Here is a 24,130-nt window from a genome sequence, read left to right as displayed (position 1 = left end):
AGTGCCCCGCCAAATTGTGGAAAACAAATCCGCGCACCCTCTAAAGCGCGACATATAGCCGCCGCAAATGCCTGTTTTGTCACAGTTTTGACTTGTCCCCATTCGCTGTGGAACCGGCTGTGGGTAACGTGGGAGTAGCTGGCTGAAAGCCTTTGATTACGTGGCTTGCAGCGCGATGGTTGTTTTATGATCAGCGACTTTTTCGCGACCTGTCGAGGGGTTTGTCAACCTGTTTAAAGACACAGGTATATGACCGATTTATGTAACGTCAGCCTGTGGATAAGTCTGTGACTAAACTCTGGAAAGACCTCCACAGAGGCCGGAATGACTGGCCTGGAGCCATCGTTCTAAATGACCTTCAGTGCACACGCGTACATACGCCCCGGCCCAGGTCAAGCAAAAAACTTTCTAAAACCGCCTGCAGGCCTTGTATAAAGCGGCCTGAAGCTTTTTGCACTTGCCCCCAAAGACTGTGGGCGCAGTTGTGGATAACCTGCGCGTATATGGCTACAGGCCACGGTTCATAAGGCGTTGCGCGTATTGGTTAAAAACTGATCAGGCATTCGCGAGTTGATGCGCTTAGCGGTTGCCGCAACGAGCGCGTAAGGGCATTCTGCTGGCTGATTTTTTCTCGATGCCTGCAAGGAGAACACCATGTCCGACACGCTGTTTATTACTGGCGCAACTTCAGGCTTCGGCGAAGCCTGTGCCCGTCGTTTTGCCGACGCCGGCTGGAAACTGGTGCTCACCGGCCGTCGTGCCGACCGCTTGAATGCCTTGGTCGAAGAACTTTCCAAACAAACCGAAGTGCACGGCCTGGTCGTCGACGTACGTGACCGCAAGGGCATGGAAGACGCCATCGCCAACCTGCCGCCAGCCTTCGCCACGTTGCGCGGGCTGATCAACAATGCAGGCCTGGCCGTGGGCACCGACCCTGCGCCCAAGTGCAGCCTCGACGATTGGGAAACCATGGTCGACACCAACATCAAAGGCCTGCTGACCACCACCAGCCTGCTGCTGCCGCGCCTGATCGCCCACGGGCGTGGCGCCGGTATCGTCAACCTCGGTTCCATCGCCGGCAGCTACCCGTACCCGGGCAGCCACGTGTATGGCGGCTCCAAGGCATTCGTTAAGCAGTTCTCGTTGAACCTGCGCTGCGACCTGCAAGGCACCGGCGTGCGCGTGACCAACCTTGAGCCAGGCTTGTGTGAGAGCGAGTTCTCGCTGGTGCGCTTCGGCGGTGACCAGTCGCGCTATGACGCAACCTACGCCGGCGCCGAGCCGATCCAGCCGCAAGACATTGCCGACACCATCTTCTGGGTGATGAACACCCCGGCGCACGTCAACATCAACCGCCTGGAGCTGATGCCGGTGAGCCAGACCTGGGCCGGGTTTGCGATTGAGCGTGGCGCCAAGTAAGGCGTTAGACCGAGTGGCCTGCATCGCGAGCAAGCCCGCTCCCACACTTGATCGGGTTCCAACATGAGAACGCGGCCAATGTGGGAGGTGGCTGGCTGCCGATGGCGGCATATCTGCCAAAACACGACATACGGTACACTCCTCGGCTGAAGCCCATGCGCACTGTATGGCTTTAGGTATTAGCAGGAGGAAATGTGAGTAACCGGGGTGAGCAGGCACTGCTCAAACAATCGACCATCCTGATGTTCGCTGTCGCGATCGCCGGGATTGTCACGGGTGTGATGTCAGGCGCCCAATCGATTCTATTCGACGGCTTTTTCTCGCTGATCGCCACCGCCATCAAGGTGTTGATGCTGATCACGGCCAAGCTGATCGCTAAAAAAAGCAATGAGCGCTTCCAGTTCGGCTATTGGCACCTGGAGCCGATGGTGCTGCTGATCGAGGGCAGCTTTTTGCTGTTGATTGCCGTCTACGCGTTTCTCAACGGCGTGTTCGGCATCATCAATGGCGGGCGCGAGATCGAGTTGGGGCTGGTGATTGTCTATGCGGCGGTGTTTACCGTTGTCGAATTCGCCTACTTTTTCTACGTGCGCCACCGCAACCGCAGGCTCAAATCCTCGCTGATTCAGTTCGACAATATCAGTTGGCTGGTGGACGCGATGCTCTCGGTGGGCTTGCTGATCAGTTTTCTCGCCGCGCTGTTGCTCAAGTCTCAGGGCTATGACGAGTGGGCGGTGTATGTCGACCCGCTGATCCTGATTGTGTTGGCCCTGAGCATGCTGGCGCCGGCGTTCAAGATCCTGCGGCCGGCGTTGCGAGAGGTGCTGGGCATTGCCCCGGACCACCTTGCCGACACGGTGCGCGAGGTTATGGAGGCGGCGCAGGCCAGGCATGGTTTCGACGACTACATGACCTACGTGCAAAAGCACGGGCGGGCGCGGTTTATCGAGATTCATGTGGTGTTGCCGGCGAATTACCCGGTGGCTAACGTCGCCACCCTCGACGCGCTGCGCGAAGAAATATCCACCGCGCTCGGCACCCCGGACGCGGCGCGCTGGTTGACGATTAGCTTTACCGGGGATCGTAAGTGGATTGCGTGAAGCTTTCGCGAGCAAGCCCGCTCCCACACTTGACCGCGTTCAACCTTTGGAACGCGGTCAAGTGTGGGAGCGGGCTTGCTCGCGAATAGGCCCTGACAGTCAGCCCAGAGGCTGGATCAAACCCTGATAGCAGGTTGCCAAGTGATACGGCGTAGTCGACGGCATGTCGCGGCGGCTCACGGCGCCGTTGGCGTCCAGGCATTCATGCCAGCCCTTCGCATGTAAAAAGTGCTGTTGCAGCGCGAGCAATTGGTGCTGCAACACCGCCTCACTGCCAGGGCGCAAGGTCAGTGCGCGCAGGTATTCGGCCTGTGCCCAAATCCGTTGAGTGCCGTCGCGCACGCTGCCGTCCAGGGCGAGCATGCCGCTGACCGCACCGCTTTGGTTATCCACACCCTTAAGCTCTGCGTAGGCAAACGCCCGCGTCAAAGAGGCATGCAGCGGCGTGCCGCGCAGCACCGCTGAAGATTCGAGCAGAAAGAACCACTCGAACTGGTGCCCGGGTTCAAACCAGTTATCCACAGCCCCCAGCGGTTTTTCCATCATCACGCCGTGTTGAGGGTCGATGAAGCGTTGCTGCATGGCCGTCGCCAATCCCAGCAAGGCCGCTTGTACGTTGGCGTCGTCACGCGCAGCCAAGGTGGCGAGGAAGCCTTCGGCCAAATGCATCAACGGGTTTTGCAGCGGGCCGGACTTGAGGCTCGACCAGTGTCGTTCCAATACTGCTTCGTACAAGCCATCGCCGCTGGCGAAACGTTCGGCCACCACCGCCAGGGCCGCATTCAGCACCGACTCCACCTGCGGCTCACGCACCTTGGCCCAGTAGTGGGCGCAGGCGAAGATGATGAAGGCGTGGGTGTAAAGGTCTTTGCGCGCGTCCAACGGCTGGCCGGCCGGGTCGATGCTGTAGAACCAGCCGCCGTGCTCGGCGTCATGAAAGTGCTGTTGCAGTGAGCGGAACAGCGCGGCGGCACGTTCTTCGGCAAAGCCCGCGCCGGGCTCGCCGATCAGGCTGGCGAACAGGTACAACTGCCGGGCGCACGCCATGGCGCGGTAACGTTGCGGGGGCAATGGGCGGTGGTCGGCGTCCAGCGCCTCATACGGCAGCGCCAGCTCGGCATTCCAGCCCGGGCCTTGCCACAGTGGCACGATCAGGTGGTGGAAGTGCGTGAGCACGGCATTCAACGAAGGCTGGGAGGCGGAGTCTGGAGCGATGGGCATCGGCTGGCGTCGTCACGGCAGGGGCGTAGGCGCGCATGGTAGCAGAGGGGCAGCTACAAGCTGCAAGCTACAAGCTACAAGCTACAAGCTGCAAGCTACAAGCCGCAAGTAAAAGCAGATCGGCTTCTACTTGCAGCTTGCAGCTTGCAGCTTGTGGCTTGCAGCTTGTGGCTTGCAGCTTCTAGCCTGCAAGCAACCAGGCTCCGGTTGCCGCCGATGCTGCACCGGCAACTCGCACCAGCGGCGCGGCTGCGGTTGGCAGGAAGCGCACCACGGCGTAACCGGCAGCATGCAGCATTGCCGTCGCACCGACGAAGCCTGCGGCATATGCCCACGGGCTGGACATGGCCGGCAGCTCAAGGCCGTGCGCCACGCCGTGGAACAGCGCAAACAATGCCGTCGCCCCCACGGCCACGAACAGCGGTGGCCGCACCGCCAGTGCTACCGCCAGGCCCAGCGCGAGGACCGACGCGGCAATCCCGCTTTCCAGCGCCGGCAATGCCAGGCCTTCAAAGCCGAGCAGGCCGCCCATCAGCATGGTGCCAACAAACGTGCACGGCAGCGCCCAACGCGCCGCGCCTTTTTGCTGGGCTGCCCACAGGCCCACGGCGAGCATGGCGAGCAAGTGATCGATGCCGCCCAATGGGTGGCCGATACCGGCCATCAGCCCGTTATCGCCATGCCCGGGGTGAGCGAAGGCGAGGGCGGGAGTGAGCAGCAGGGCGGCGGTGGCGAAGAGTTTTTTCAGGCCCATGAGCAGGCTCCTTTTTAAGGTGAGATCAGGCAGCGGTCAGCAAGCCCTGACGTTCGATAAAGGCGACGATTTCATCCAGGCCGACGCCGGTTTTCTGGTTGCTGAATACAAAGGGTTTACCGTTGCGCATGCGCTGGGTGTCGCTGTTCATCAGTTCCAGCGAAGCACCTACCAGCGGCGCTAGGTCGATCTTGTTGATCACCAGCAGATCGGATTTGCAAATACCGGGCCCGCCTTTGCGCGGCAGCTTGTCGCCGGCGGACACATCGATCACGTAGATGGTCAGGTCCGACAGCTCAGGGCTGAAGGTCGCCGACAGGTTGTCGCCGCCGGACTCGACCAATATCAAGTCCAGGCCGGGAAAGCGCCGGTTGAGTTGGTCCACCGCTTCCAGGTTGATCGAGGCGTCTTCGCGAATCGCCGTGTGCGGGCAGCCGCCGGTTTCAACGCCGATGATGCGTTCAGGCGCCAGGGCCTGGTTGCGCACCAGAAAGTCTGCGTCTTCGCGGGTATAAATGTCGTTGGTCACCACGGCCAGGTTGTAGCGATCGCGCAGGGCCAGGCACAGCGCCAGGGTCAGCGCCGTCTTGCCGGAGCCCACCGGGCCACCGATGCCGACACGCAAAGGTTGTGTGTTCATGTGCTTCTCCAAGATATAAGGCCCCAATAAAAAGCGTCTAGGAACGGAACAGGCGGCTGTACTGGCGCTCGTGGGCCATGCACGCCAAGGCCAGGCCAAACGCGGCACTGCCCAAGGAATCAGGTTCGATGCAACGGGCGTCCTGTTGGGCTTGTTGCAGCAGCGGCAGCAGTTCACTGGTCAGGCGCTGGGCGGCTTGCTGGCCCAGGGGCAGGGTTTTCATCAGCACGGCGAGCTGGTTTTCCAGCCAGCTCCAGAGCCAGGCGGCGAGCGCGTCGTCGGCGCTGATGTGCCAGGCGCGGGCTGCCAGCGCCCAGCCCAAGGCCAGGTGCGGTTCGGCGCATTGCTGCACAAATGCACGCGCGGCCGCGTCCAGCTCCGGTAAACCATTCAGCAATTGCTGCAGCGAGTAACCCATCTGCCGGCTCTCGTGATACAGCTCGCGGGTCTCGCGGCTGGCGCGGTGTTGCTCGCACAACTGCGCAAGACGCGGCCAATCCTGCTCGGCGGCGGCCTGGCAATGCGCGAGCAGCAACGGTGCTTCAAAGCGCGCCAGGTTGAGCAACAACTGGTCGCTGATCCAGCGGCGGGCGCTTGCAGCATCGGTCACGCGGCCATTTTCCACGGCCATTTCCAGGCCCTGGGAATAGCTGTAGCCGCCAATCGGCAATTGCGGGCTGGCCAGGCGCAGCAGCGCCCACGCTGGGTTCATAGGCGCACGCCGAATTGATGCAGCTTGGGCGGGTAATTAAAATCTTCGTCGCCATGGCGCGAATGGTGATGGCCGCCGCCGTAGGCGCCGTGTTCCGGTTGGAACGGCGCTTCGAGGGTTTCGGTGTGGGCGCCTAACTGATCAAGCATGGCCTTGAGCACGTAATCATCGAGCAGGCGCAACCAGCCATCGCCGACTTGCAGCGCCACATGGCGATTACCCAGGTGATAGGCGGCGCGGGTCAGTTCAAACGCGCTGCTGCACGTGACGTGTAGCAGTTGTTCAGGCCGAGCATTGACGCGTACGACGCGTCCGTCTTCAGCCTGCAGGAATTCGCCATCGCGCAGCGGCGGCTGGCCGCGCTCCAGGAACAGGCCGACGTCTTCACCGTCGGCACTGAAACAGCGCAGGCGGCTTTTGCTGCGTGCTTCGAAATTCAGCAGCAGTTCGGCGGCCCAAAGGGCTTGCGGGGCGATTCGGCGGTGTATCACCAGCATCGGAAGGCTTCCAGCTATGAGCGGTTGGGGATCAGCAATAAAACAGCTAGAGCAAGGGGCTTGCCAATCACGCAGGCAGGTCGGAAAACCCTGTAGGCAAGCGCGGTTGTGCAACCGAACAGTGCGTAAGCCTGCACGGCCTGTGCTTTAATTTGGTGCGCTCACGGTTTTATGGCACTGGAACGGGGCGTTCTGCGTGTAAGTGAGCAAGCGGCTGTATGAACATTCCTTCATCTGAGTCGCGCAGGTGTTTTTAAGCCTATTCCTACGCAATGCGAAGATTCGCCGTTCATGGAGTTACGCGCTGTTTGATTAGGATGTGCGCCGTATTCACACCACGGCGGCACGCCTCATGTTCAGATCAATGTTGTGCTCAGTTATAGTCAGTCTGTCTTGCCTGATGACCTCGGCGTCAGCCAATTTTCGGCCGCATGTGGCCTTCGGGTCTGCGCCAAAGCCTTCCATCAATAACCTTATCGACCGCGCGCATGCGTTGCTCGGCACGCCTTACAAGGGCGGCGGCACGTCGGTGGACCAAGGGTTTGATTGCAGCAGTTTGCTGGTTTACCTGTTCAAGACCGAAGCCAATATTGGGCTACCGCGCACCACCACGGCGATGCATCGCTCCAGTGCCGCGACCATCGCGCGCGAGGCGCTCAAACCTGGCGACGCGGTGTTTTTCAACGGCGATGGGCGCGGTCAGGTCAGCCACGTCGGTCTGTATATAGGCGAAGGCAAGTTCATCCATTCACCGAGTACCGGCAAACGCGTGCGTATCGACTCGCTCAGCAGCAGTTACTGGAATAAGCACTACACCACGGCCAAGCGCTTCCACACGGCGGGCTGACCGGCTTACTCGGTGCTGCCCAGCCCTTGCCAGTGCTTGAGCCCGATAAAGATAAAGCGCAATTGCTGGGTGATCTTCGCTTGCGGTGTCAGGTGCGCAGGCAGCGCTTGGGCGGGTGGGTCGATGATGTCGGGCAAGGTCGCAAACACACTCTTGACGATCAGGTCGGCCATGACGTGCAGCCCTTCGGCATCCAGGTGCTGGAGTTTGGGCATGCGCGTAAGGTCGGCAGCCAGGTCGCTGGTGATGTCTTCGCGCAGGGCGCCGATGGCTTGGCGCACCGCCAGGCAGCCGCCGTATTGTTCGCGGGCGAGGAACAGGAACTGCGAACGGTTGGCCGAGACCACATCCAGAAAAATGCGCACGGACGCATCGATGATGCCGCCCATCACGAATTCATTGTGGCGCACCAGGCGAATCGTAGCGCGGAAGGTCTGGCCGACTTCACTCACCAAGACCAAACCCAGTTGGTCCATGTCGTCAAAATGACGATAGAACCCGGTAGGCACTATGCCGGCGGTTTTCGCCACTTCGCGCAGGCTGAGGCTGCCGAACCCACGGCCACACTCCATCAGATGGCGGGCTGCGTCCATCAAGGCGAGTCGGGTCTGTTGCTTCTGTTCGGCGCGGGGCAGCATTGGCGGGCGGGCTTTGTCGGCAAGTCAGCGAAGCACTCTAGCAAAACAGCTTCGTCGGCGTCGAACTTGGCGCACGCTATGCGCGGCAAATGGGGGGCACAGGCTGTTTAAAACAAATCTTCAGAAGTCAAAAGCCCGATCCACAGAGCGGGCTTTTTTCTGGGCTACCACAGGCTTAGCTCTGTGCTTGATGCAGGTCTTGCAAACGGTCTGAACCACCTTCAGCCACACCTTCAGTGTAAGCGCGCTCGTTGGCGTTTTCCGAGCCACCTTCTACCAGGCCTTTTTGTTCCAGGCGATCACGGCCACCTTCGGCGACGCCTTCGGTGTAGGCACGTTTGTTGGCGTGTTCCGAACCATTTTCAGCAACAGCGCCACTGGCGTAGTCACGGTTTTCTTCTTCTTGCGAACCGCTGCGGGCCAGTGTTTGGCTGGTTTGCACGGCTTGGGCGGAATTCTGTGGGGTCGCTTGTTCAGCGGCTGGCAGGGCAAAAGCGCTGGAAGCCAGGACCGACAGCATAACGGTAGCGAGTAATTGGCGTTTCATGAGGGTTGCTCCTTGGGAGTGCGATAAAGTGGGTACAGGGCTAATGCTACTCTCGATAAGTCGATATAAAAGTTCATAAACACAATGGTAATAATCAACAGAATTGATTGTTCCCGGCGGAGGCTCTAGCACGCACCTCTCAAGCCCGCGGTTTTGCACCAAGGTGGGTATTTTCGACTCGTTTGTGGGTAACACCGGTGCAGTGTTGATGGTTTATTCGACCGCAGCTGTAGGATGAGTCGCTTTTTTTGCGATGAATTCGTACTCCGGCTAAACCCCCAGACCGTTTGTCAGTCGTAGCCTTATAAGCTGTAGTTAAAAGGTGCGCGCAGCGCGCACCCTCAGTCGTAATCAGGAGTTATGTGCAATGACGCGCACTCGTAAAATCGTCGCTTGGAGCTGCGCCAGCTTCGTTGTGTTAATCGCCGTGGTGGTATTGGTTCTGGTGTTCTTTGACTGGAACCGCATCAAGCCGCCGCTCAATGCCAAAGTCTCCGAAGAGTTGCATCGCCCGTTTGCTATCAATGGCAACCTGGCGGTGGTGTGGGCGCGTGAGCCGGATGAGGGCGGCTGGCGGGCGTGGGTGCCGTGGCCGCACGTGATTGCCGAAGACCTGAGTTTGGGCAACCCCGACTGGTCGAAAAAACCGCAAATGGTCACGCTCAAGCGCGTGGAGCTGCGTATTTCGCCGTTGGCGCTGTTGGTGCAGCGCGTGGTGATCCCGCGTATCGACCTGACCGAGCCGAGCGCCGACTTGCAGCGCCTGGCCGATGGTCGCGCCAACTGGACCTTCACCTTCGACCCCAAAGACCCCAACGCTGAACCTTCCAACTGGGTGGTGGACATCGGCGCGATTGGCTTCGACAAGGGCCACGTCACTCTTGATGACCAAACCCTCAAGACCCAACTCGATGTGATCATCGACCCGCTGGGCAAGCCGATTCCGTTTGGTGAAATTGTCGGCGACGCGGATGCCAAAAAGGCCCTGGAAAAAGGCTCGGCGCCGCAGGACTACGCGTTTGGCCTCAAGGTCAAAGGCGAGTATCACGGGCAGAAACTCGATGGCACCGGCAAGATCGGTGGCCTGATTGCCTTGCAGGACGCGACCAAGCCGTTCCCGTTACAGGCCCAGGTTAAAATCGCCGACACCCGCATCGCGCTGGCCGGCACCCTGACCGACCCGCTGAACCTCGGCGCGCTGGACCTGCGCCTGAAACTGTCCGGCAGCAGCCTCGGCAACTTGTACCCATTAACCGGCGTGACGCTGCCGGATTCGCCGGCGTACTCGACCGACGGCCACCTGATCGCCAAGCTGCACGAAGCCAGCGGCGCCTCGTTCAGCTACGAGAATTTCAACGGCAAGATCGGCGACAGCGACATCCACGGCAACCTTGGTTTTGTGGCCAGCAAGCCACGGCCCAAGCTCAGTGGCGCGCTGGTCTCCAACCAATTGCTGATGGCTGACCTCGCGCCGTTGATCGGCGCAGACTCCAACGCCAAGCAAAAAGCCCGAGGCGGTGAAAGCAAGCAGCCCGCGACCAAAGTGCTGCCGGTGGAAGAGTTCCGCACCGAGCGCTGGCGTGACATGGACGCCGATGTCGAATTCACCGGTAAACGCATCGTGCACAGTGCCGACCTGCCGTTCACCGACCTCTACACCCACGTGGTGCTCAACGACGGCGAACTGAGCCTGGAACCCCTGCGTTTCGGCGTGGCCGGCGGCAAGCTCGATGCGCAGATTCGTTTGAATGGCCGCACCACGCCGATGGAAGGAAGCGCCAAACTCACGGCTCGCAACTTCAAGCTCAAGCAGCTGTTCCCGACGTTTGAGCCGATGAAAACCAGCTTTGGTGAACTCAACGGCGATGCCGATATAGCCGGGCGTGGCAACTCGGTGGCGGCGCTGCTGGGCAGCTCGAATGGTGATCTGAAAATGCTCATCAACGACGGCGCTATCAGCCGTGGCCTGATGGAAATCGCCGGGCTTAACGTGGGCAATTACGTGGTGGGCCGCCTGTTTGGCGACAAGGAAGTGAAGATCAATTGCGCGGCGGCGGACTTCGGCATCAAGACCGGTCTGGCAACCACGCGCTTGTTTGTGTTCGATACCGAGAACGCGATTATTTACATCGATGGCACCGCGAATATGGCGTCCGAGCAGTTGGACCTGACCATTACGCCGGAGTCGAAAGGCTTCCGCCTGTTCTCGCTGCGCTCTCCGCTGTACGTCAACGGGCCGTTCATCAAGCCCAATGCCGGGGTCAAAGCGGTGCCGCTGATGCTGCGTGGCGCGGGCATGGTGGCGCTGGGTGTGATAGCCGGCCCGGCAGCGGGGTTGTTGGCACTGGTTGCACCGAGCACGGATGAACCTAACCAATGCGCCCCGTTGTTGCAGCAGATGCAGCAAGGCAAGGCGCCGAAGACCGTGAAGTAACGGTCAAAACCCGCATCCCGCATCCCAATGTGGGAGCGGGCTTGCTTGCGATGGCGGTGGTTCAGTCAACATGTGTATCGACTGTTACTCCGCTATCGCGAGCAAGCCCGCTCCCACAGGGGGTGTTGCAGTGTTGCTGATTACAGGCTGCTAAGGATGTCAGCCATGTCGTCTGCGTGTTCTTCTTCCTGTGCCAGGATTTCTTCGAACAGGCGGCGAGTGGTTGGGTCCTTGTCACCGATGTACTGGATAATCTCGCGGTAGCTGTCCACCGCGATGCGCTCGGCCACCAGGTCTTCGTAGACCATTTCCTTCAAGCTGTTGCCCGCCACGTATTGAGCGTGGGAGTTTTTCGACAGCAGGTCCGGGTTGAACTCCGGCTCACCGCCCAGTTGCACGATGCGCTCGGCGAGTTTGTCGGCGTGCTCGGCTTCTTGGGTGGCGTGCTCAAGGAACTCTTCGGCGGCAACGTGCGCTTTCACGCCGGTTGCCATGAAGTAGTGGCGCTTGTAGCGCAGTACGCACACCAGTTCAGTGGCCAGCGAGCCGTTGAGCAGGCGAATGATCTCTTCGCGGTCGGCGTCATAACCCTCGGTCACGGCACCGTTTTCGACATTCTGGCGGGCGCGTTGGCGCAGCGTCGCAACGTCAGTCAAGTTTGCTTCAGTCATCTCAATCTCCTGGTGCTAATCCGGTTTTACGCCACGCTCTACCGGCGTGATCGCTCGAAGTTGTGAGTACTTGAGGCGGCAAAAAGTTTTATCGGATTTGCCCGCAGCGTCATACGTCAGGCGAAGGCGCCGAGCCTATTCGCTTGTTTATCGAGCCTGCGCAGCGGCTTAAGGACGCTGGGGGGTAGCAGGTCTACCGCGTTAGCGTTGATCGCGAGCAAGCCCGCTCCCACCGTTGAAATAAGCTCAACTGTGGGAGCGGGCTTGCTCGCGAAGGCGGTTTATCAAGCGACGCGGGCTGCCTGACTGCGCACCGGCGTAGTCCAGCGCTCCGACAAAATCACCCCGCCCAAGGTCAGCAAGCCACCGACGAGGTGATACAGCGCCAACGCTTCCTTCAACACCAGCGCGGCAATCAACGCGGTGATCAACGGCAGCAGGTTGAAAAACAGCGTAGTCCGGCTTGGTCCCAGGGTTTTTACCGAGTGCATCCACGCCAGCGGCGCGAGCATCGACGCCAGCAGGCACGCGTACATCACCAGCGGAATATTCGCCCAGCTCAAACCGGCTTTGGTCGAAAACAGGAACAGCGGAAACAGCACCACCACCGCCACCAGCACCTGCAAATACAGCAACACCAACGGTGGCAGGCGCAGCTGCCATTTTTTCAGCAGGGTGCTGTAGACCGCGTAGGCCAGGGTAGCCACCAGCATCATGCCGTCGCCAAGGTTGACGCCGTGTTGCAGCAACGCGCTGAGGCTGCCGGCTGACACCACCACCACCACGCCTGCGAACGACAGCACTGCGCCGGTCAGCGCACCAAACGTGAGGCGCTGACCGAGGCTGATAATGGCGGCGGTCAGCGCCATCAATGGCATCAACGAAAGGATGATGCCCATGTTGGTGGCGCTGGTCAGCGTGGCAGCGTAGTAGGCCAGGCTTTGATAGACGGCCATGCCAAGCACGCCGAGGATGAAGATCTTGCCCAGGTTCGGGCGGATCAGCGGCCAGTTGGCAACCACCGGCTTGAGCATGAACGGGGTAAACAGCAGCGCCGCCAGCAACCAGCGGTAAAAGCCGATTTCGGCAGGGAAGATCGCGCCCACGGCCAATTTGTTGATGACCGTGTTACCGGCCCAGATAAAAATGGCGAGCAGGGGATACGCATATTGCATCTAAAAAAACCAGGTGGGTTGAAGAGGCGCGATTATCCCCTGTCTGGAAAAATCCTGTACGGCGATCAAGGCTGCAGCAGTATCGGCGGTCGAATCTTTACCGCCCCTGACAGGTAACAGGCTTTGACTACACTGCTGGTAGGCCGTGCCCCTTCGGCACGGTAACAGGGAGAAAACTCCATGAAGATGCTGCGTATTCCGCTGTTGATGATGGGCTTGCTGTTGTGTTCTCAAGGGTTTGCCGCGACCGCCCAGCAAAATAAAATGACCACCTGCAATGCTGAAGCCAGCACCAAGACGCTTAAAGGCGATGACCGCAAGGCCTTTATGAAGACCTGCCTGTCGGCGCCGGCCGCCAATGACGCCAAGACCCTGACCCCACAGCAGCAGAAGATGAAAGACTGCAATGCGTCGGCGAAAACCAAAGCCCTGGCCGGCGATGCGCGTAAAACATTCATGAGCACCTGCCTCAAAGGAAGCTGATGACGCGAATCCGCTGTGGGGGCGGGCTTGCTCGCGAAAGCGGTGGGTCATTCAACACATCAGTGACTGGCCTACCGCATTCGCGAGCAAGCCCGCTCCCACACTGACGGTGTTCACCGCAATCAGACCTCTCGCTTGATTGTCTCAAGGCTGGCAGACTGCCCATCCTTTAACGCCGTTCGTTTTGAGGCTGTATGCCAACGTTTTCTCAGCGTCACGTGTTGTTGCTGGTCAGTTGCATCATCATTTTCGGTGGTTTACTGCTGGTTCTGCCGCTCAAACTGCTGCCCAGCCTGTTGGCCGGCCTGCTGGTGTATGAACTGGTCAATATGCTTACCCCGCAGTTGCAACGGCTGATCGAAGGCCGGCGCGCGCGTTGGCTGGCCGTGGCGTTGCTGGGCACCTTGATCGTCAGCGTGCTGACCTTGATCTTCGCCGGTGCCATTAGCTTTTTGCTCCACGAAGCGGAAAACCCCGGCGCTTCCCTGGATAAATTCATGGGCGTGGTCGACCGCGCGCGTGGCCAGTTACCGCCGTTCCTTGACGCGTACCTGCCGGCCAGCGCCGCCGAGTTCCGCGTGGCCATCGGCGATTGGCTGAGCAAACACCTGAGCGAACTGCAACTGGTCGGCAAAGACGCCGCCCACATGTTCGTCACCCTGCTGATCGGCATGGTGCTGGGCGCGATCATCGCCCTGCAACGCGTGCCCGACGTGACCAAGCGCAAGCCACTGGCTGCCGCCTTGTTCGACCGCCTGCACCTGCTGGTGCAAGCGTTTCGCAACATCGTATTCGCGCAGATCAAGATTGCCGCGCTCAATACCGCCTTCACCGCGATCTTCCTGGCGGTGGTGCTGCCGTTATGCGGGATTCACCTGCCGCTGACCAAAACCCTGATCGTACTGACCTTCCTGCTCGGCTTGCTGCCGGTGATCGGCAACCTGATGTCGAACACGCTGATCACCATCGTCGCGCTGTCGCTGTCGATTTGGGTGGCGGTGGCGGCGCTGGGGTATTTGATCGTGATTCACAAGGTCGAGTACTTCCTCAACGCGCGAATCGTCGGCGGGCAAATCAGTGCCAAATCGTGGGAATTGCTGCTGGCGATGCTGGTATTCGAAGCCGCATTCGGCCTGCCGGGCGTGGTGGCCGGGCCGATTTATTATGCGTATTTGAAGAGTGAGCTGAAGCTGGCGGGGATGGTTTGACCGTATTCCGGCAGGGCGACTGAAGAGCCGCCCTGTTCCCGCTTGGGCGGCAAGGGGTTCAGGTGTACACAGATCAAACTGTGGGAGCGGGCTTGCTCGCGATGAGGGTGTGACAGCCAGCACATCAATTGACTGTCACACCGCCATCGCGAGCAAGCCCGCTCCCACAGTTGATTTTCAGTGTTAATGACATCGGGGCCGGTCAGCTGCCGTAGCGCTTGCTGGCCTCAATTGCCAAACCGCTGCCGATGCTGCCGAAGATATTCCCTTCCACGTGTCGCGCATTCGGCAACATCGCCGAGATGCTGTGGCGCAGCGCCGGAATGCCGCTGGAACCGCCGGTAAAAAACACCGTGTCGACTTGCGCCACGTCTACCGAGGCGTCGGTGAGCAGTTTGGTCACGCTGTTGCGCACGCGCTCCAGCAAGCCATCAATCGCCGACTCGAACAGCGTGCGGCTCAGGTCCACGCTCAAGCCCGGTTCCACCCGGTCCAGCAGCACGTGACGGCTGTGTTCGTGGGTCAGTTGGATCTTGGTTTCTTCCACTTCCATGGCCAGCCAGTGCCCGGCGCGCTGCTCGATCAGCTTGAACAGGCGGTCGATGCCGCCGGTGTCTTCGATGTCGTAACGCATGCTGCCCAGCGCCAGTTGGGATTTTTGCGAGTACACCGAGTTGATGGTGTGCCAGGTAGCCAGGTTCATGTGGTGGCTGGTGGGCATGTAGGCGCCGCTTTTCATGCGGCTGCCGTAGCCGAACAGCGGCATCATGCCGGCCAGCGACAGTTGCTTGTCGAAGTCGGTGCCGCCGATGTGCACACCGCCGGTGGCGAGGATGTCGTCGTGGCGGTTGTCGTTATGGCGACGGTCCGGCGACAGGCGCACCAGCGAGAAGTCGGACGTACCGCCGCCGATGTCGACGATCAGTACCAGCTCTTCCTTTTGAATGGTGGACTCGTAGTCGAAGGCTGCCGCAATCGGTTCGTACTGGAACGAGATGTCCTTGAAGCCGATCGCGCGTGCCACGTCCACCAGGGTGTTTTCGGCTTCCTGGTCGGCCATCGGGTCGTCGTCGACAAAGAACACCGGGCGGCCCAGCACGACTTCTTCGAACTCGCGGCCGGCGGTGGCTTCAGCGCGGCTTTTGAGTTGGCCGATAAACAGCCCAAGCAGGTCGGTGAACGGCATCGCGGTGCCGAGTACGCTGGTGTCGTGCTTGATCAACTTGGAACCGAGCAGGCTCTTGAGCGAGCGCATCAGCCGGCCTTCGTAGTTTTCCAGGTACTCGTGCAGGGCCAGGCGGCCGTACACCGGGCGGCGCTCCTCGAAGTTGAAGAACACCACCGACGGCAGGGTGATTTTGTCGTCCTCCAGCGCGATCAGCGTTTCCATGCCGGGGCGAATCCAGCCGACGGTAGAGTTGGACGTGCCAAAGTCGATGCCGCAGGCACGGGCTGGGGATGAGTTTTCCATGTCTATCGGGTTCCGGTTGAAAAACGGCCGCGCAGTGTATGCCAGTCGAAGGCGGATGCGTAGGCCGACCATCCGTTAAATCGTGCTTGAAACCTCAGGTTTTGCCCCCACATCTGTTGCATACGGCTAGCGCCGATAACACTTTGACGCACCCACAGGCCACAACACTCAACAGGTGCAAAGCAGCGCACGTTGTGCCCAAGGCTGTGCGATCTCGATTAAGGATGGTGAACCGCCGATGGATTTCAAAGACTACTACAAGATTTTGGGTGTCGAGCCGACGGCCGATGACAAGGAAATCAAAGCCGCCTACCGCAAGCTCGCGCGTAAATATCACCCGGACGTGAGCAAGGAAAAAGACGCCGAAGAGCGTTTCAAGGACGCGTCCGAAGCCTATGAAGCGCTTAAAAGCGCAGACAAGCGCGCGGAATACGACGAACTGCGCAAATACGGCCAACATGGCCAGCCGTTCCAGGGTCCACCGGGCTGGCAGAGCCGTGGCGGTTTTGGCGGCGGCCAGAACACCGAAGATTTTTCGGACTTTTTCAGCTCGATCTTCGGCAACCGTGGCGATGCTTTCGGTGGCGGCCAGCGCCGCCCTGCCGGGCGCAAGGGCCAGGATGTGGAGATGCACCTGACGGTCTCGCTTGAGGACACGCTGTCCACCGAGTCCAAGCAGATCAGCTTCCAGGTGCCGCAGTACGACGCCTCGGGTCGCCACGTGAGCAATACCACCAAGAGCCTGAACGTGAAGATCCCCGCCGGCGTAGCCGATGGCGAGCGCATCCGCCTCAAGGCCCAGGGCGCGCCGGGCATTGGCGGTGGGGCGAATGGCGACCTGTACCTGATCATCAAGTTTGCGCCGCACGCCAGGTTTGAAGTGGATGGCGAAAACCTGATCATCAACTTGCCCCTGGCACCATGGGAACTGGCGCTGGGCGCCGAAGTGGCGGTGCCGACCCTCACCGGCAAGATCAACCTCAAGGTGCCCGCCGGCAGCCAGAACGGCCAGCGCATGCGCGCCAAAGGCCATGGCTTGCTGAACAAGGCCGGGCAGCGCGGCTACCTGTTTGTGCAGCTCAAGGCGGTGATGCCTAAAAGCAGCGACGAAGAGGTCAAGGCGTTGTGGCAGGAGCTTGCGCAGAAAGCGGCGTTTAATCCGCGTGAACATTTTTGATCGGCATAAATATCTAGGCTTTTCAGGCAGGGCTATTCGATAGGTTGGTTGTTTTACAGCCCATCACGGATAGCCCGCTATGTCAGAACAACCCGTCACCTCCACCCCCGAAGGCACCTTCAACGTTGACCTTCGGGGCGTGCATTACGACTTCCTCAAAGACCGTGTGCCCGCCTGGTTCAATCAGGCCAGCGTAAAACGCCAGCAAGAACTCGCCAGCCATGAAATGGAACTGCCCAGTTGGTACCTGACCGCCACGGTTCAGCAACGGGCGGCTTTGGCCGACAGCCATGTCCGTTATCGCGAGACCTTGAACCAGGTGGAAAACCGCCTGGGCAACATCAACGATGTGTTGGCGTTTGCCGAGCCACTGCTTAAACAGGCGATCAAGCAACGCTTCAACCTGGACCTGGACGTCAACAACGTCTTTTTCGCGCGCAAGTATGGGTTTAAAGATCGCGACGACCTGTTCGGTGCCTTTGTCTTCGACCAGCAAGACGATCCGGCGCTGCGTTACGAGTACCTCACGGTATCCCTGCTTGAGGCCGCCCTGGCCAACTTTGAACCTGACGAAGAACAAGCAGGTCCGTGCAGCGACTGCAGGCTCATAACCACCGTGAGCGCTGCCTATGGCGCCGACGTAGTCCCGCCCCTCAGGGTTTTCACGGCGGGCGCTGTGCCCATCGCAGCGCATGACTTCGCCCGGATGTGTCGCACCCTGGACCTCGGGAATATGTACCAGCAGCACATCAACGCGGTCGTGCAACCCGGCGACGAGAGCCAACGCACCGCCGTGCACAATCAGTTGCAAGAGCATCAGCGCCAACGGCTGGCGCTGAGTGCCGAAATTGCCAGCCGCCGGCCCGAGTGGGGCATCAGCGCGGATGCCTACCGCATGGTCCAGCAGCTCATCACCGACCCGAGCCGTGCCACCCTCGATGGCAAAACGGTGACGGTTGCCGCGCTTCAGGTGTTTGGCAGTGTGTTGGTGGGGCCGTTGCTGATTGGGCCAGACCGTAAAGACAGTGACAGGGTTGAACGCCTGGTGGTGTTCATTCCCAATGACCCACAGCAGCCGCTCAAGGAGTACGCCTCCAGCGCTGCGTTCATGGCAGAACTCAGGGACCGTTTGCACAGTGCCTCGTACCGGCGCTTTTTCAGCCGGTTCGTGCCGCAGCGCGAGCAGGGCATCTTTTTTCAGCGCTTTAACACGCTGTATAAACCCGTCAACGGCAACGGCGCGGCAGGCGATTACCCGCTCGGCTCAAGGGTGAAGTTGCCGCTGGATGAGGTGGGCATCAACGGCAACCTGTGGGCGCAATTGCGCGATGCGCAGGTGCGCAAAATTTTAGCCGATGCCCGCGCCGTGGCCGTGCCCACCGGCGACGAAGACAGCAAAGCCCGCGAGGAGCGCCTGGAAAGCTACCTGGATGCGGTGGTCAGTGTGTTCAACCTGGCCGCTTTTGTGGTGCCGGGGCTGGGGCCGATCATGCTGGCGGTAGGCGCCGCGCAGATGTGCACAGAAGTGTATGAAGGCATCGAAGCCTATGAGCAAGGCGACGTGAAGACCATGTGGGCGCACTTCTCGAGTGTGGCCCTGAATGCGGCGATGCTTGGCACCGGGGCCAGGGTACTGCCCGAAATCAAGCTGTCGAGCAGCGTCGATAACCTCAAGCCGGTCACGCTGCCGACGGGCAAGCAGGTGCTGTGGAACCCCGATCTTGCGCCGTATAAAGTGCCGGTCAAACTGCCCATCGATGCCAAGCCGGACGCCTTGGGCCTCTACTCGCACAATGGGCGCACAGTCTGGGCGCATGAAGGTGACCACTATCACGTCAGGCAGGAGGCCGATACCTTCCAATACCGCATCCAGCACCCCAGCCGCCCCGGCGCCTATGAACCGCAGCTGGAGCATAACCATGCCGGCGCCTGGCGCCATGAAGTCGAGGAACCACTGACCTGGGACAAGCCGACCCTGATGCGGCGCCTGGGGCTGGAGCAGCGTGGGCTTGGCAGCGAAACGCTGGAGCAAGTGCGTACCGCCAGCGGTGTTGAGGAGGACACCTTGCGCCAGACGTTTGTCGAGCATGCGCCGTTGCCTTTGTTGCTTGAGGACACGCTCCAGCACTTCAAGGCCCACCAGGCGCTGAGCACTTTTGTTGAGCAAATGCACAGCAGCGACCCGTCGGCCTACGCCAAGGCTGAGCCGGCGCTGCAACTGAACATGATGCGGCGCAGCGGAATGTTGCCGGTCGACGCAGCGCTTCGAGTGCTCGACGGCAACAACCGGATTCTTTGGCAAGATGACGCCTCGGCGACGGCTTCCCGGCGCGTGGTGGTGGTCAGCGAAAGCCAAATGGCGCGCGGCGGGTTGCTCGAACAAGTGTTGAGCACCTTGCAAAGCGTTGACCCCACGCTCAAGGAAATCCCCGGCAGTACCGAAGACTCGCTGGCCGTGCGGGCGGGCAAGTTACGCGAACACATCGCCAATCTCGTCGATACGTTCAAGGGCCAACTGGTCGAGGAGCGCTACAAAGCGTTGAACGCATCCGACGACCCGGATGTAGGGCAGGTTTTGGCGACGTACACGCGGCTGCCGGCGTCGATGGCTGCCGAGCTGATCAAAAGCCTGACCGACGAGCAACTGCAGGCCTTTCGCAACAGCGCGCTGTTGCCCGAGGCGCAGCGTGAACAAGCGCGCTGGTTTGAGCAGGAAATACGCGTGTCGCGTGCCTATGAGGGGCTGCAGCTGGACACCCTGGCAAACATCGACAGCCAGCGCCTGGCCTTGCGAACCCTGGGAACCTTGCCTGGCTGGCCACTCGGAACGCGGGTGGAGCTGCGCCAATATTCGGTTCAAGGCAAGTTGCTCGATGCCATAGGTTCCGCCGATTCCACCACCCGCAAGATCCTGGTGCTCAAAGACAACGGATTGTTCGAAGCCCCGGTGCCCCGAGACTTTTACGCCGCAGCCTTTGAACTGCTGTCTGTCGCAGAGCGCCAAGGCCTTGGGTTCACCGACGCGATGCAACTGAAGGCAGCGATTGTTCAATCGCCCTTGCCGCGTGCGCCGTTGCGCAGCGTGTTGCTCGACAACCCGGTACGCAAGCCCAGCGTTGAAGCGGGGTTGGGCTTGCTCGGCGGCGGCCGTGGGTTTCGAAAGCTTGTGGCCGGCGTTTTTAGCCCGTCAGAGGCGTCGATAAACGCGCGGGTGCGCACGCTCTACCCGGACTTGAGCGATGAGGCGGTCACGGCCTTTATCCAGTCATTGGGCCAGGATGTTAAAAGTGGCTTGAAACTTCGCGAAGCTGAGTTCGAGACACTGAAGAGGGAATTGAACGTTTGGGTTCACGCCAATACAGCGCAATCTTCGTCGGGGGCGTTGGACCCCTTTGCCCGAGCGCCTTCCATCGCCAGGCAGATCATCAGCCACTGGCGTCGCGTCGATAAAGGCCCCATGCAATTAAGAATGGGTGGGGACGCGTTCGAATTGCCGGTTTTGAGTGCCGACTTCAGCCATATCGAGACGCTTGAGCTGTTCGCGGTCAGGCACTCCGCCAACATTGACGCTTTTCTTAAAAAGTTCACTCAGCTTAAAGGGTTGATGATTAACCGTTGCGGGCTTACCGAGTTGCCCGCCGCCATCGGTGAAATGAACAACCTGACCTCGTTGAACTTGACCGGCAACAGCATTCGCTTGAGCCCGCGAAGCGCCAGGATGCTCAGCACACTGGGCAACCTTAAAGAACTCTACCTCACCAATAACCCGCTGGGGATGGCCCCGGACTTCAGCGCGATGCCGCGCTTGCGAAGCCTGAACTTGAGGAACACTCAGCTGGAGCAGTGGCCAACGGGGCTGAGCGCCGACACCGGCCTGACGCTCGTTGACTTAAGCCATAACCTGTTGCGTGAGGTACCCCAGCAGCGGCTCAACCCGCCGATTGAGCGACTCGACGCGACGGCGCGCCTGAATAACGTCACCTTGCTTGAGGGCAACCGTTTCCCTGCCGACTACTGGCAGCAGTTCGATAACTACTGGCGACGGCTGAATCAGGCCCTGCCGGAGTTGGCCAAAAGCGCGCGCGAGGGCGCGTTCGACAGCGGCAACCCCAGGCTTGAAAAAATTCGACGCATGTACCCGGACAAACGCATGCATGAGGCCCGGGAGTTGATCTGGGGGTTGGGCGAGGGCGCCGATGCAGAGCTGGCCAGGCTCGAATTGGAATTCGATACCTTACAGCGGCAATTGAGCGCGTGGACATTTTCGGGCGGCGGCGAGCGCCAACGTTACCTGCGCGCCGGCCAACGGCAAGCCAACGCAGACTGGCTGGATGATCGTTACCTGGCGCAACAACGGATTCGCGCATGCTGGCGCCGGGATACCCCGCAAATGCTTAACAATGACGGGCAACCGATTGGCCTGGAGCTGGATTTGGGGGACCTGAGGTTGCCCAGCCTGCCGGATCTGGATGTTGATTTCAGCCATGTTGGCTCACTCAAGCTGAACAACATGAACCTCAGCACTTCGCCCGAAGGGTTCCTTACGCGTTACCGGCATCTGCGCTGGCTGGACCTGTCAAACAACCAGCTACGCACACTGCCGCCGGCCCTGGGCGAGATGAATGGCCTGACCCGCTTGTTTTTGCAAAACAACCAGATTCGCCTGACCCCCGAAACGGCGCAGATTCTGTCGCAGCGCGTGACCCTGCGCGCGTTATGGCTGCAGAGCAACACGCTCGGCATCGCGCCGGACTTCAGCCTGATAACCGATATGCGCTCCCTCGTCTTGAGCAACGCAGGTATTGATGCCTGGCCTGCCGGTTTGGCTGCGCAACCGAACCTGGACCAGATAGACCTGCGCAATAACACCATCACGAGCGTTCCGGCCGCAGTCATTGCGCCACCTGACGCACAGTTGGCGCAAACCGCACGGGTCAATAATGTGACCTCTGTCTCGGGTAATCCTTTGACTGCCGACACGTTGCAACAGGTCAGGCAATACAGGCTGCGGCTTGAACAAGCGGGCTTGGCAACAGCGGACAATCCGAACCTGTTGGTCGCGACCGCGCTGCACCCACGTGCTGCAATCGTGCCTGCTGGCGGTGCGCAGCAGCCGTTCTTGCGCTGGACCCAGGGCTTGTCTGCGGACGAGGTGTCCGCCAAGAGAGCGCAGTGGCTTGCGTTACGCGGCCAAGAGGGCGCCGACGGCATTTTCTGGCAGTTGGATAAATTGGAAACGACCACGGGCGACCATGCCGATCAGCAGGCTCGGGTGTGGGAAGTGATAGAGGCCATCAGTGAAAATACCGTCGAGTCCGAGCGCCTGCGTCAAGAAATATTCGAGCTGGGCGCAGAGGCAAAATGTTGTGATCGCGCAGCGTTCATCTTCACCAATATGGAGGTTGCGGTGATGGTCTCCAAAGCGCGCGCAGTGGCTGGCGACCAAGGCCAGGGTGCGCAGTTGCAGACGTTGGCCAAGGGCCTGTTTCGGTTGGACGAGGTGGACCGAATTGCCTCGGCAGACATTGCCCGTAGCGAAGCCATCGTCAACGACCCGACCGTCAGCGTGGATGACAGGCTGCCGCATATTCAACGCTTGAGCGAAGAGGTTGAGATAAGGCTGGTCTACCGTGTTGGCCTCAAGGAGCGCCTGCAATTGCCGGGGCCGCCTCAGCAAATGAAGTTCGCCGACTTGGCCAAAGTCACCCAGGCGATGCTCGACGCAGCGTATGAGCACATTCTGACATTGGACAGTTCGCCGAAAGAGTTCCGCGCGCTGCTGTCGAGGGAGTTTTGGCAAGACTACGTCACCAGCAAATATCGGGCGAAATTTGAGGCCCAGAGCCAACCCTATCAAGAGCGACTGGCGGACCTGACGGCTCGTTTTGAAGCGCAGGAGTTGGCAAAAACCTTGTACAAGCAACAGGCTGACGAGCTGCAGGCGCGGCTGGCGATAGAAGAAGGCACGCTGGTCGACGTGCTGAGCCGAGAGGAAATCGCGCAGATCTTGCTGCCTCGCGAACCGCTTGAAGTGCTGGTCGAGCCAGGCAAGAGCACCCCGCGTGGGTTACAGCTCGCGCAGGCGCGAGCCATCGAGTTCAATGGCAAGCCGTACTTTGTTGCAAGCCTGCCGGATGCGGAGGGCGAGCACTACCTGTTGTGGGTGCAGGCGCCGGATAATCCGTTTGCGTTGGCCAGTAGCGGGGTCGTCGCCAAGCCTAATGCCGACGGGGTCTGGAAGCGCCCACGCACGCCGGGAGGGATGCGCCCTGCGGTTTCCGATGATGAGTTTGAAGACGCACCCGAGTCCATGCCGATGGCGCCGTACACGGCGGACGAACTCAGCTTCATGCGGCGTGAGGTGCATTTTACCGCCGCGCCCAATCGCGTCGGCAGTTATAACCGTGCGAACAACGGCAAGTACCCGCTCAGGGACTATCAGGGCCGGCCGATACGCATTCGAAAGCTGCAACGAAACGTCGACCTGGCGGAGTCGGGCACGCGATACACGTCAGATCAGGTCAAACCTTACATAAAGTTTGCCGCCTATGAAGAAGTCGGTGCGCGTTATGAAGAAAAACTGCAATGGCGTACGTTCACTGCGCAGGACCTGAAAGTGCCTCAGGAAAGCTCGCTGATAGGGCAGTCCATGGTGGCGGCCAACCGGCGTATCGCTAAAGGCGAAATACTCGGCGTATACGGCGGCACGGTACTTCCCACTGGAATATTTGGCCCCTCGGGTCAAACCTACACCATGCTTGTCAGCGAACTACCGATACTTGGGGGCATGCAGTTGGGCAGGGAATTGGTTCACCTGTCCGGGGACAATATCCTCTCCAGAATCAATACCAACTTTGAATATGGCGCGGATGGCAAACCGTTACGCCAGGCCCTGGAGGGTTATAACGTGGAGGCCGTGCCGTTCAGCATTGAGGCAGATATGTGGCTTGGAATGGGGCCGGAGGCCACACTTAAATCCAAGAAATTTACGCTGACGGCGGTATTTGCGACCGAGGATATTGCGGCCGGCACCGAGCTGCGCATGGATTATCAATACACCGAAGGCATGATTAAAACGCTGTTCACATAAGGCGCCACAGTCTGCGTGGGAGCGGGCTTGCTCGCGATTGCGGTGT

At 60.1% G+C, this 24,130-nt stretch carries 18 protein-coding genes; 8 read left to right on the top strand and 10 right to left on the bottom strand.

Annotated elements, in window-relative coordinates:
- The first annotated feature begins 654 nt into the window (after positions 1-654).
- Both AO240_RS16280 and AO240_RS16275 read left to right on the top strand, forming a co-directional pair.
- Positions 655-1,419, top strand: a complete 765-nt coding sequence (locus tag AO240_RS16280) for an SDR family oxidoreductase (RefSeq protein ID WP_099237403.1) — start codon at positions 655-657, stop codon at positions 1,417-1,419.
- A gap of 194 nt (positions 1,420-1,613) precedes the next feature.
- On the top strand, positions 1,614-2,519 hold the full coding sequence (locus AO240_RS16275; RefSeq protein ID WP_099237401.1) for a cation diffusion facilitator family transporter: 906 nt from the start codon (positions 1,614-1,616) through the stop codon (positions 2,517-2,519).
- A gap of 99 nt (positions 2,520-2,618) precedes the next feature.
- Here the strand turns inward: AO240_RS16275 and AO240_RS16270 are convergent, their stop codons facing one another.
- From AO240_RS16270 to ureE, 5 genes are all read right to left on the bottom strand, one after another.
- On the bottom strand, positions 2,619-3,740 hold the full coding sequence (locus AO240_RS16270) for an AGE family epimerase/isomerase (RefSeq protein WP_099237399.1): 1,122 nt from the start codon (positions 3,738-3,740) through the stop codon (positions 2,619-2,621).
- 181 nt (positions 3,741-3,921) lie between these two features.
- Positions 3,922-4,494, bottom strand: coding sequence for a HupE/UreJ family protein (locus AO240_RS16265; protein WP_099237397.1), 573 nt, complete (start codon positions 4,492-4,494; stop codon positions 3,922-3,924).
- Positions 4,495-4,519: 25 nt separating this feature from the next.
- Positions 4,520-5,134, bottom strand: coding sequence for an urease accessory protein UreG (ureG, locus tag AO240_RS16260; protein WP_017849719.1), 615 nt, complete (start codon positions 5,132-5,134; stop codon positions 4,520-4,522).
- Between the two features lie 37 nt (positions 5,135-5,171).
- Positions 5,172-5,846, bottom strand: a complete 675-nt coding sequence (locus tag AO240_RS16255) for an urease accessory protein UreF (RefSeq protein ID WP_099237395.1) — start codon at positions 5,844-5,846, stop codon at positions 5,172-5,174.
- Entirely contained in the window at positions 5,843-6,343 is a 501-nt protein-coding gene (ureE, locus tag AO240_RS16250) for an urease accessory protein UreE (RefSeq protein WP_058411306.1), read from the bottom strand. Before ureE ends, AO240_RS16255 begins: the two co-directional genes overlap by 4 nt.
- A gap of 352 nt (positions 6,344-6,695) precedes the next feature.
- Here ureE and AO240_RS16245 point away from each other — a divergent pair, with 352 nt between their 5' ends.
- Entirely contained in the window at positions 6,696-7,190 is a 495-nt protein-coding gene (locus tag AO240_RS16245; protein ID WP_099237423.1) for a C40 family peptidase, read from the top strand.
- Between the two features lie 5 nt (positions 7,191-7,195).
- Here the strand turns inward: AO240_RS16245 and AO240_RS16240 are convergent, their stop codons facing one another.
- Positions 7,196-7,828: a TetR family transcriptional regulator gene (locus AO240_RS16240; RefSeq protein WP_058411305.1), complete on the bottom strand. Its 633-nt coding sequence runs from the start codon at positions 7,826-7,828 to the stop codon at positions 7,196-7,198.
- A 175-nt stretch (positions 7,829-8,003) separates the two neighbouring features.
- Entirely contained in the window at positions 8,004-8,375 is a 372-nt protein-coding gene (locus AO240_RS16235) for a hypothetical protein (RefSeq protein WP_058411304.1), read from the bottom strand.
- A 367-nt stretch (positions 8,376-8,742) separates the two neighbouring features.
- Here AO240_RS16235 and AO240_RS16230 point away from each other — a divergent pair, with 367 nt between their 5' ends.
- Positions 8,743-10,809, top strand: coding sequence for an AsmA family protein (locus tag AO240_RS16230; protein ID WP_099237393.1), 2,067 nt, complete (start codon positions 8,743-8,745; stop codon positions 10,807-10,809).
- A gap of 140 nt (positions 10,810-10,949) precedes the next feature.
- Here the strand turns inward: AO240_RS16230 and AO240_RS16220 are convergent, their stop codons facing one another.
- Both AO240_RS16220 and AO240_RS16215 read right to left on the bottom strand, forming a co-directional pair.
- Positions 10,950-11,480, bottom strand: coding sequence for a bacterioferritin (locus tag AO240_RS16220; RefSeq protein ID WP_058411302.1), 531 nt, complete (start codon positions 11,478-11,480; stop codon positions 10,950-10,952).
- Positions 11,481-11,764: 284 nt separating this feature from the next.
- Complete coding sequence (locus AO240_RS16215) at positions 11,765-12,655, bottom strand: DMT family transporter (protein WP_099237389.1); 891 nt, start codon at positions 12,653-12,655, stop codon at positions 11,765-11,767.
- A gap of 180 nt (positions 12,656-12,835) precedes the next feature.
- On the opposite strand from AO240_RS16215, the gene AO240_RS16210 reads away from it, so the two are divergent.
- Positions 12,836-13,138: a PsiF family protein gene (locus tag AO240_RS16210; RefSeq protein ID WP_099237387.1), complete on the top strand. Its 303-nt coding sequence runs from the start codon at positions 12,836-12,838 to the stop codon at positions 13,136-13,138.
- Between the two features lie 194 nt (positions 13,139-13,332).
- Positions 13,333-14,346, top strand: coding sequence for an AI-2E family transporter (locus AO240_RS16205; RefSeq protein ID WP_099237385.1), 1,014 nt, complete (start codon positions 13,333-13,335; stop codon positions 14,344-14,346).
- 202 nt (positions 14,347-14,548) lie between these two features.
- On the opposite strand, the gene AO240_RS16200 is transcribed toward AO240_RS16205, so the two are convergent.
- Positions 14,549-15,817: an Hsp70 family protein gene (locus tag AO240_RS16200; RefSeq protein ID WP_058411298.1), complete on the bottom strand. Its 1,269-nt coding sequence runs from the start codon at positions 15,815-15,817 to the stop codon at positions 14,549-14,551.
- Positions 15,818-16,055: 238 nt separating this feature from the next.
- Here AO240_RS16200 and AO240_RS16195 point away from each other — a divergent pair, with 238 nt between their 5' ends.
- Positions 16,056-16,994 carry a DnaJ C-terminal domain-containing protein gene (locus AO240_RS16195; protein ID WP_099237383.1) on the top strand — a complete coding sequence of 313 codons (939 nt, stop codon included), beginning with the start codon at positions 16,056-16,058 and terminating at the stop codon, positions 16,992-16,994.
- Between the two features lie 79 nt (positions 16,995-17,073).
- Positions 17,074-24,084 (top strand): dermonecrotic toxin domain-containing protein, encoded by a 7,011-nt coding sequence (locus AO240_RS16190; RefSeq protein ID WP_099237381.1) that lies wholly within the window; start codon positions 17,074-17,076, stop codon positions 24,082-24,084.
- Positions 24,085-24,130 lie beyond the last annotated feature (46 nt).

Source organism: Pseudomonas sp. ICMP 460, assembly GCF_002723595.1.
GTDB classification, from domain to species: domain Bacteria; phylum Pseudomonadota; class Gammaproteobacteria; order Pseudomonadales; family Pseudomonadaceae; genus Aquipseudomonas; species Aquipseudomonas kitaguniensis.
This window is presented reverse-complemented; position numbering and strand designations above follow the sequence as displayed.

Bases quoted from the DNA above. Each gene is read 5' to 3' on its own strand.
- AO240_RS16190 (WP_099237381.1), top strand. From the start codon at position 17,074: ATGTCAGAACAACCCGTCACCTCCACCCCCGAAGGCACCTTCAACGTT.
- ureG (WP_017849719.1), bottom strand. From the start codon at position 5,134: ATGAACACACAACCTTTGCGTGTCGGCATCGGTGGCCCGGTGGGCTCC.
- AO240_RS16215 (WP_099237389.1), bottom strand. From the start codon at position 12,655: ATGCAATATGCGTATCCCCTGCTCGCCATTTTTATCTGGGCCGGTAAC.
- AO240_RS16245 (WP_099237423.1), top strand. From the start codon at position 6,696: ATGTTCAGATCAATGTTGTGCTCAGTTATAGTCAGTCTGTCTTGCCTG.
- AO240_RS16265 (WP_099237397.1), bottom strand. From the start codon at position 4,494: ATGGGCCTGAAAAAACTCTTCGCCACCGCCGCCCTGCTGCTCACTCCC.
- AO240_RS16205 (WP_099237385.1), top strand. From the start codon at position 13,333: ATGCCAACGTTTTCTCAGCGTCACGTGTTGTTGCTGGTCAGTTGCATC.
- AO240_RS16210 (WP_099237387.1), top strand. From the start codon at position 12,836: ATGAAGATGCTGCGTATTCCGCTGTTGATGATGGGCTTGCTGTTGTGT.
- AO240_RS16200 (WP_058411298.1), bottom strand. From the start codon at position 15,817: ATGGAAAACTCATCCCCAGCCCGTGCCTGCGGCATCGACTTTGGCACG.
- AO240_RS16235 (WP_058411304.1), bottom strand. From the start codon at position 8,375: ATGAAACGCCAATTACTCGCTACCGTTATGCTGTCGGTCCTGGCTTCC.
- ureE (WP_058411306.1), bottom strand. From the start codon at position 6,343: ATGCTGGTGATACACCGCCGAATCGCCCCGCAAGCCCTTTGGGCCGCC.
- AO240_RS16280 (WP_099237403.1), top strand. From the start codon at position 655: ATGTCCGACACGCTGTTTATTACTGGCGCAACTTCAGGCTTCGGCGAA.
- AO240_RS16195 (WP_099237383.1), top strand. From the start codon at position 16,056: ATGGATTTCAAAGACTACTACAAGATTTTGGGTGTCGAGCCGACGGCC.
- AO240_RS16240 (WP_058411305.1), bottom strand. From the start codon at position 7,828: ATGCTGCCCCGCGCCGAACAGAAGCAACAGACCCGACTCGCCTTGATG.
- AO240_RS16230 (WP_099237393.1), top strand. From the start codon at position 8,743: ATGACGCGCACTCGTAAAATCGTCGCTTGGAGCTGCGCCAGCTTCGTT.
- AO240_RS16255 (WP_099237395.1), bottom strand. From the start codon at position 5,846: ATGAACCCAGCGTGGGCGCTGCTGCGCCTGGCCAGCCCGCAATTGCCG.
- AO240_RS16220 (WP_058411302.1), bottom strand. From the start codon at position 11,480: ATGACTGAAGCAAACTTGACTGACGTTGCGACGCTGCGCCAACGCGCC.
- AO240_RS16270 (WP_099237399.1), bottom strand. From the start codon at position 3,740: ATGCCCATCGCTCCAGACTCCGCCTCCCAGCCTTCGTTGAATGCCGTG.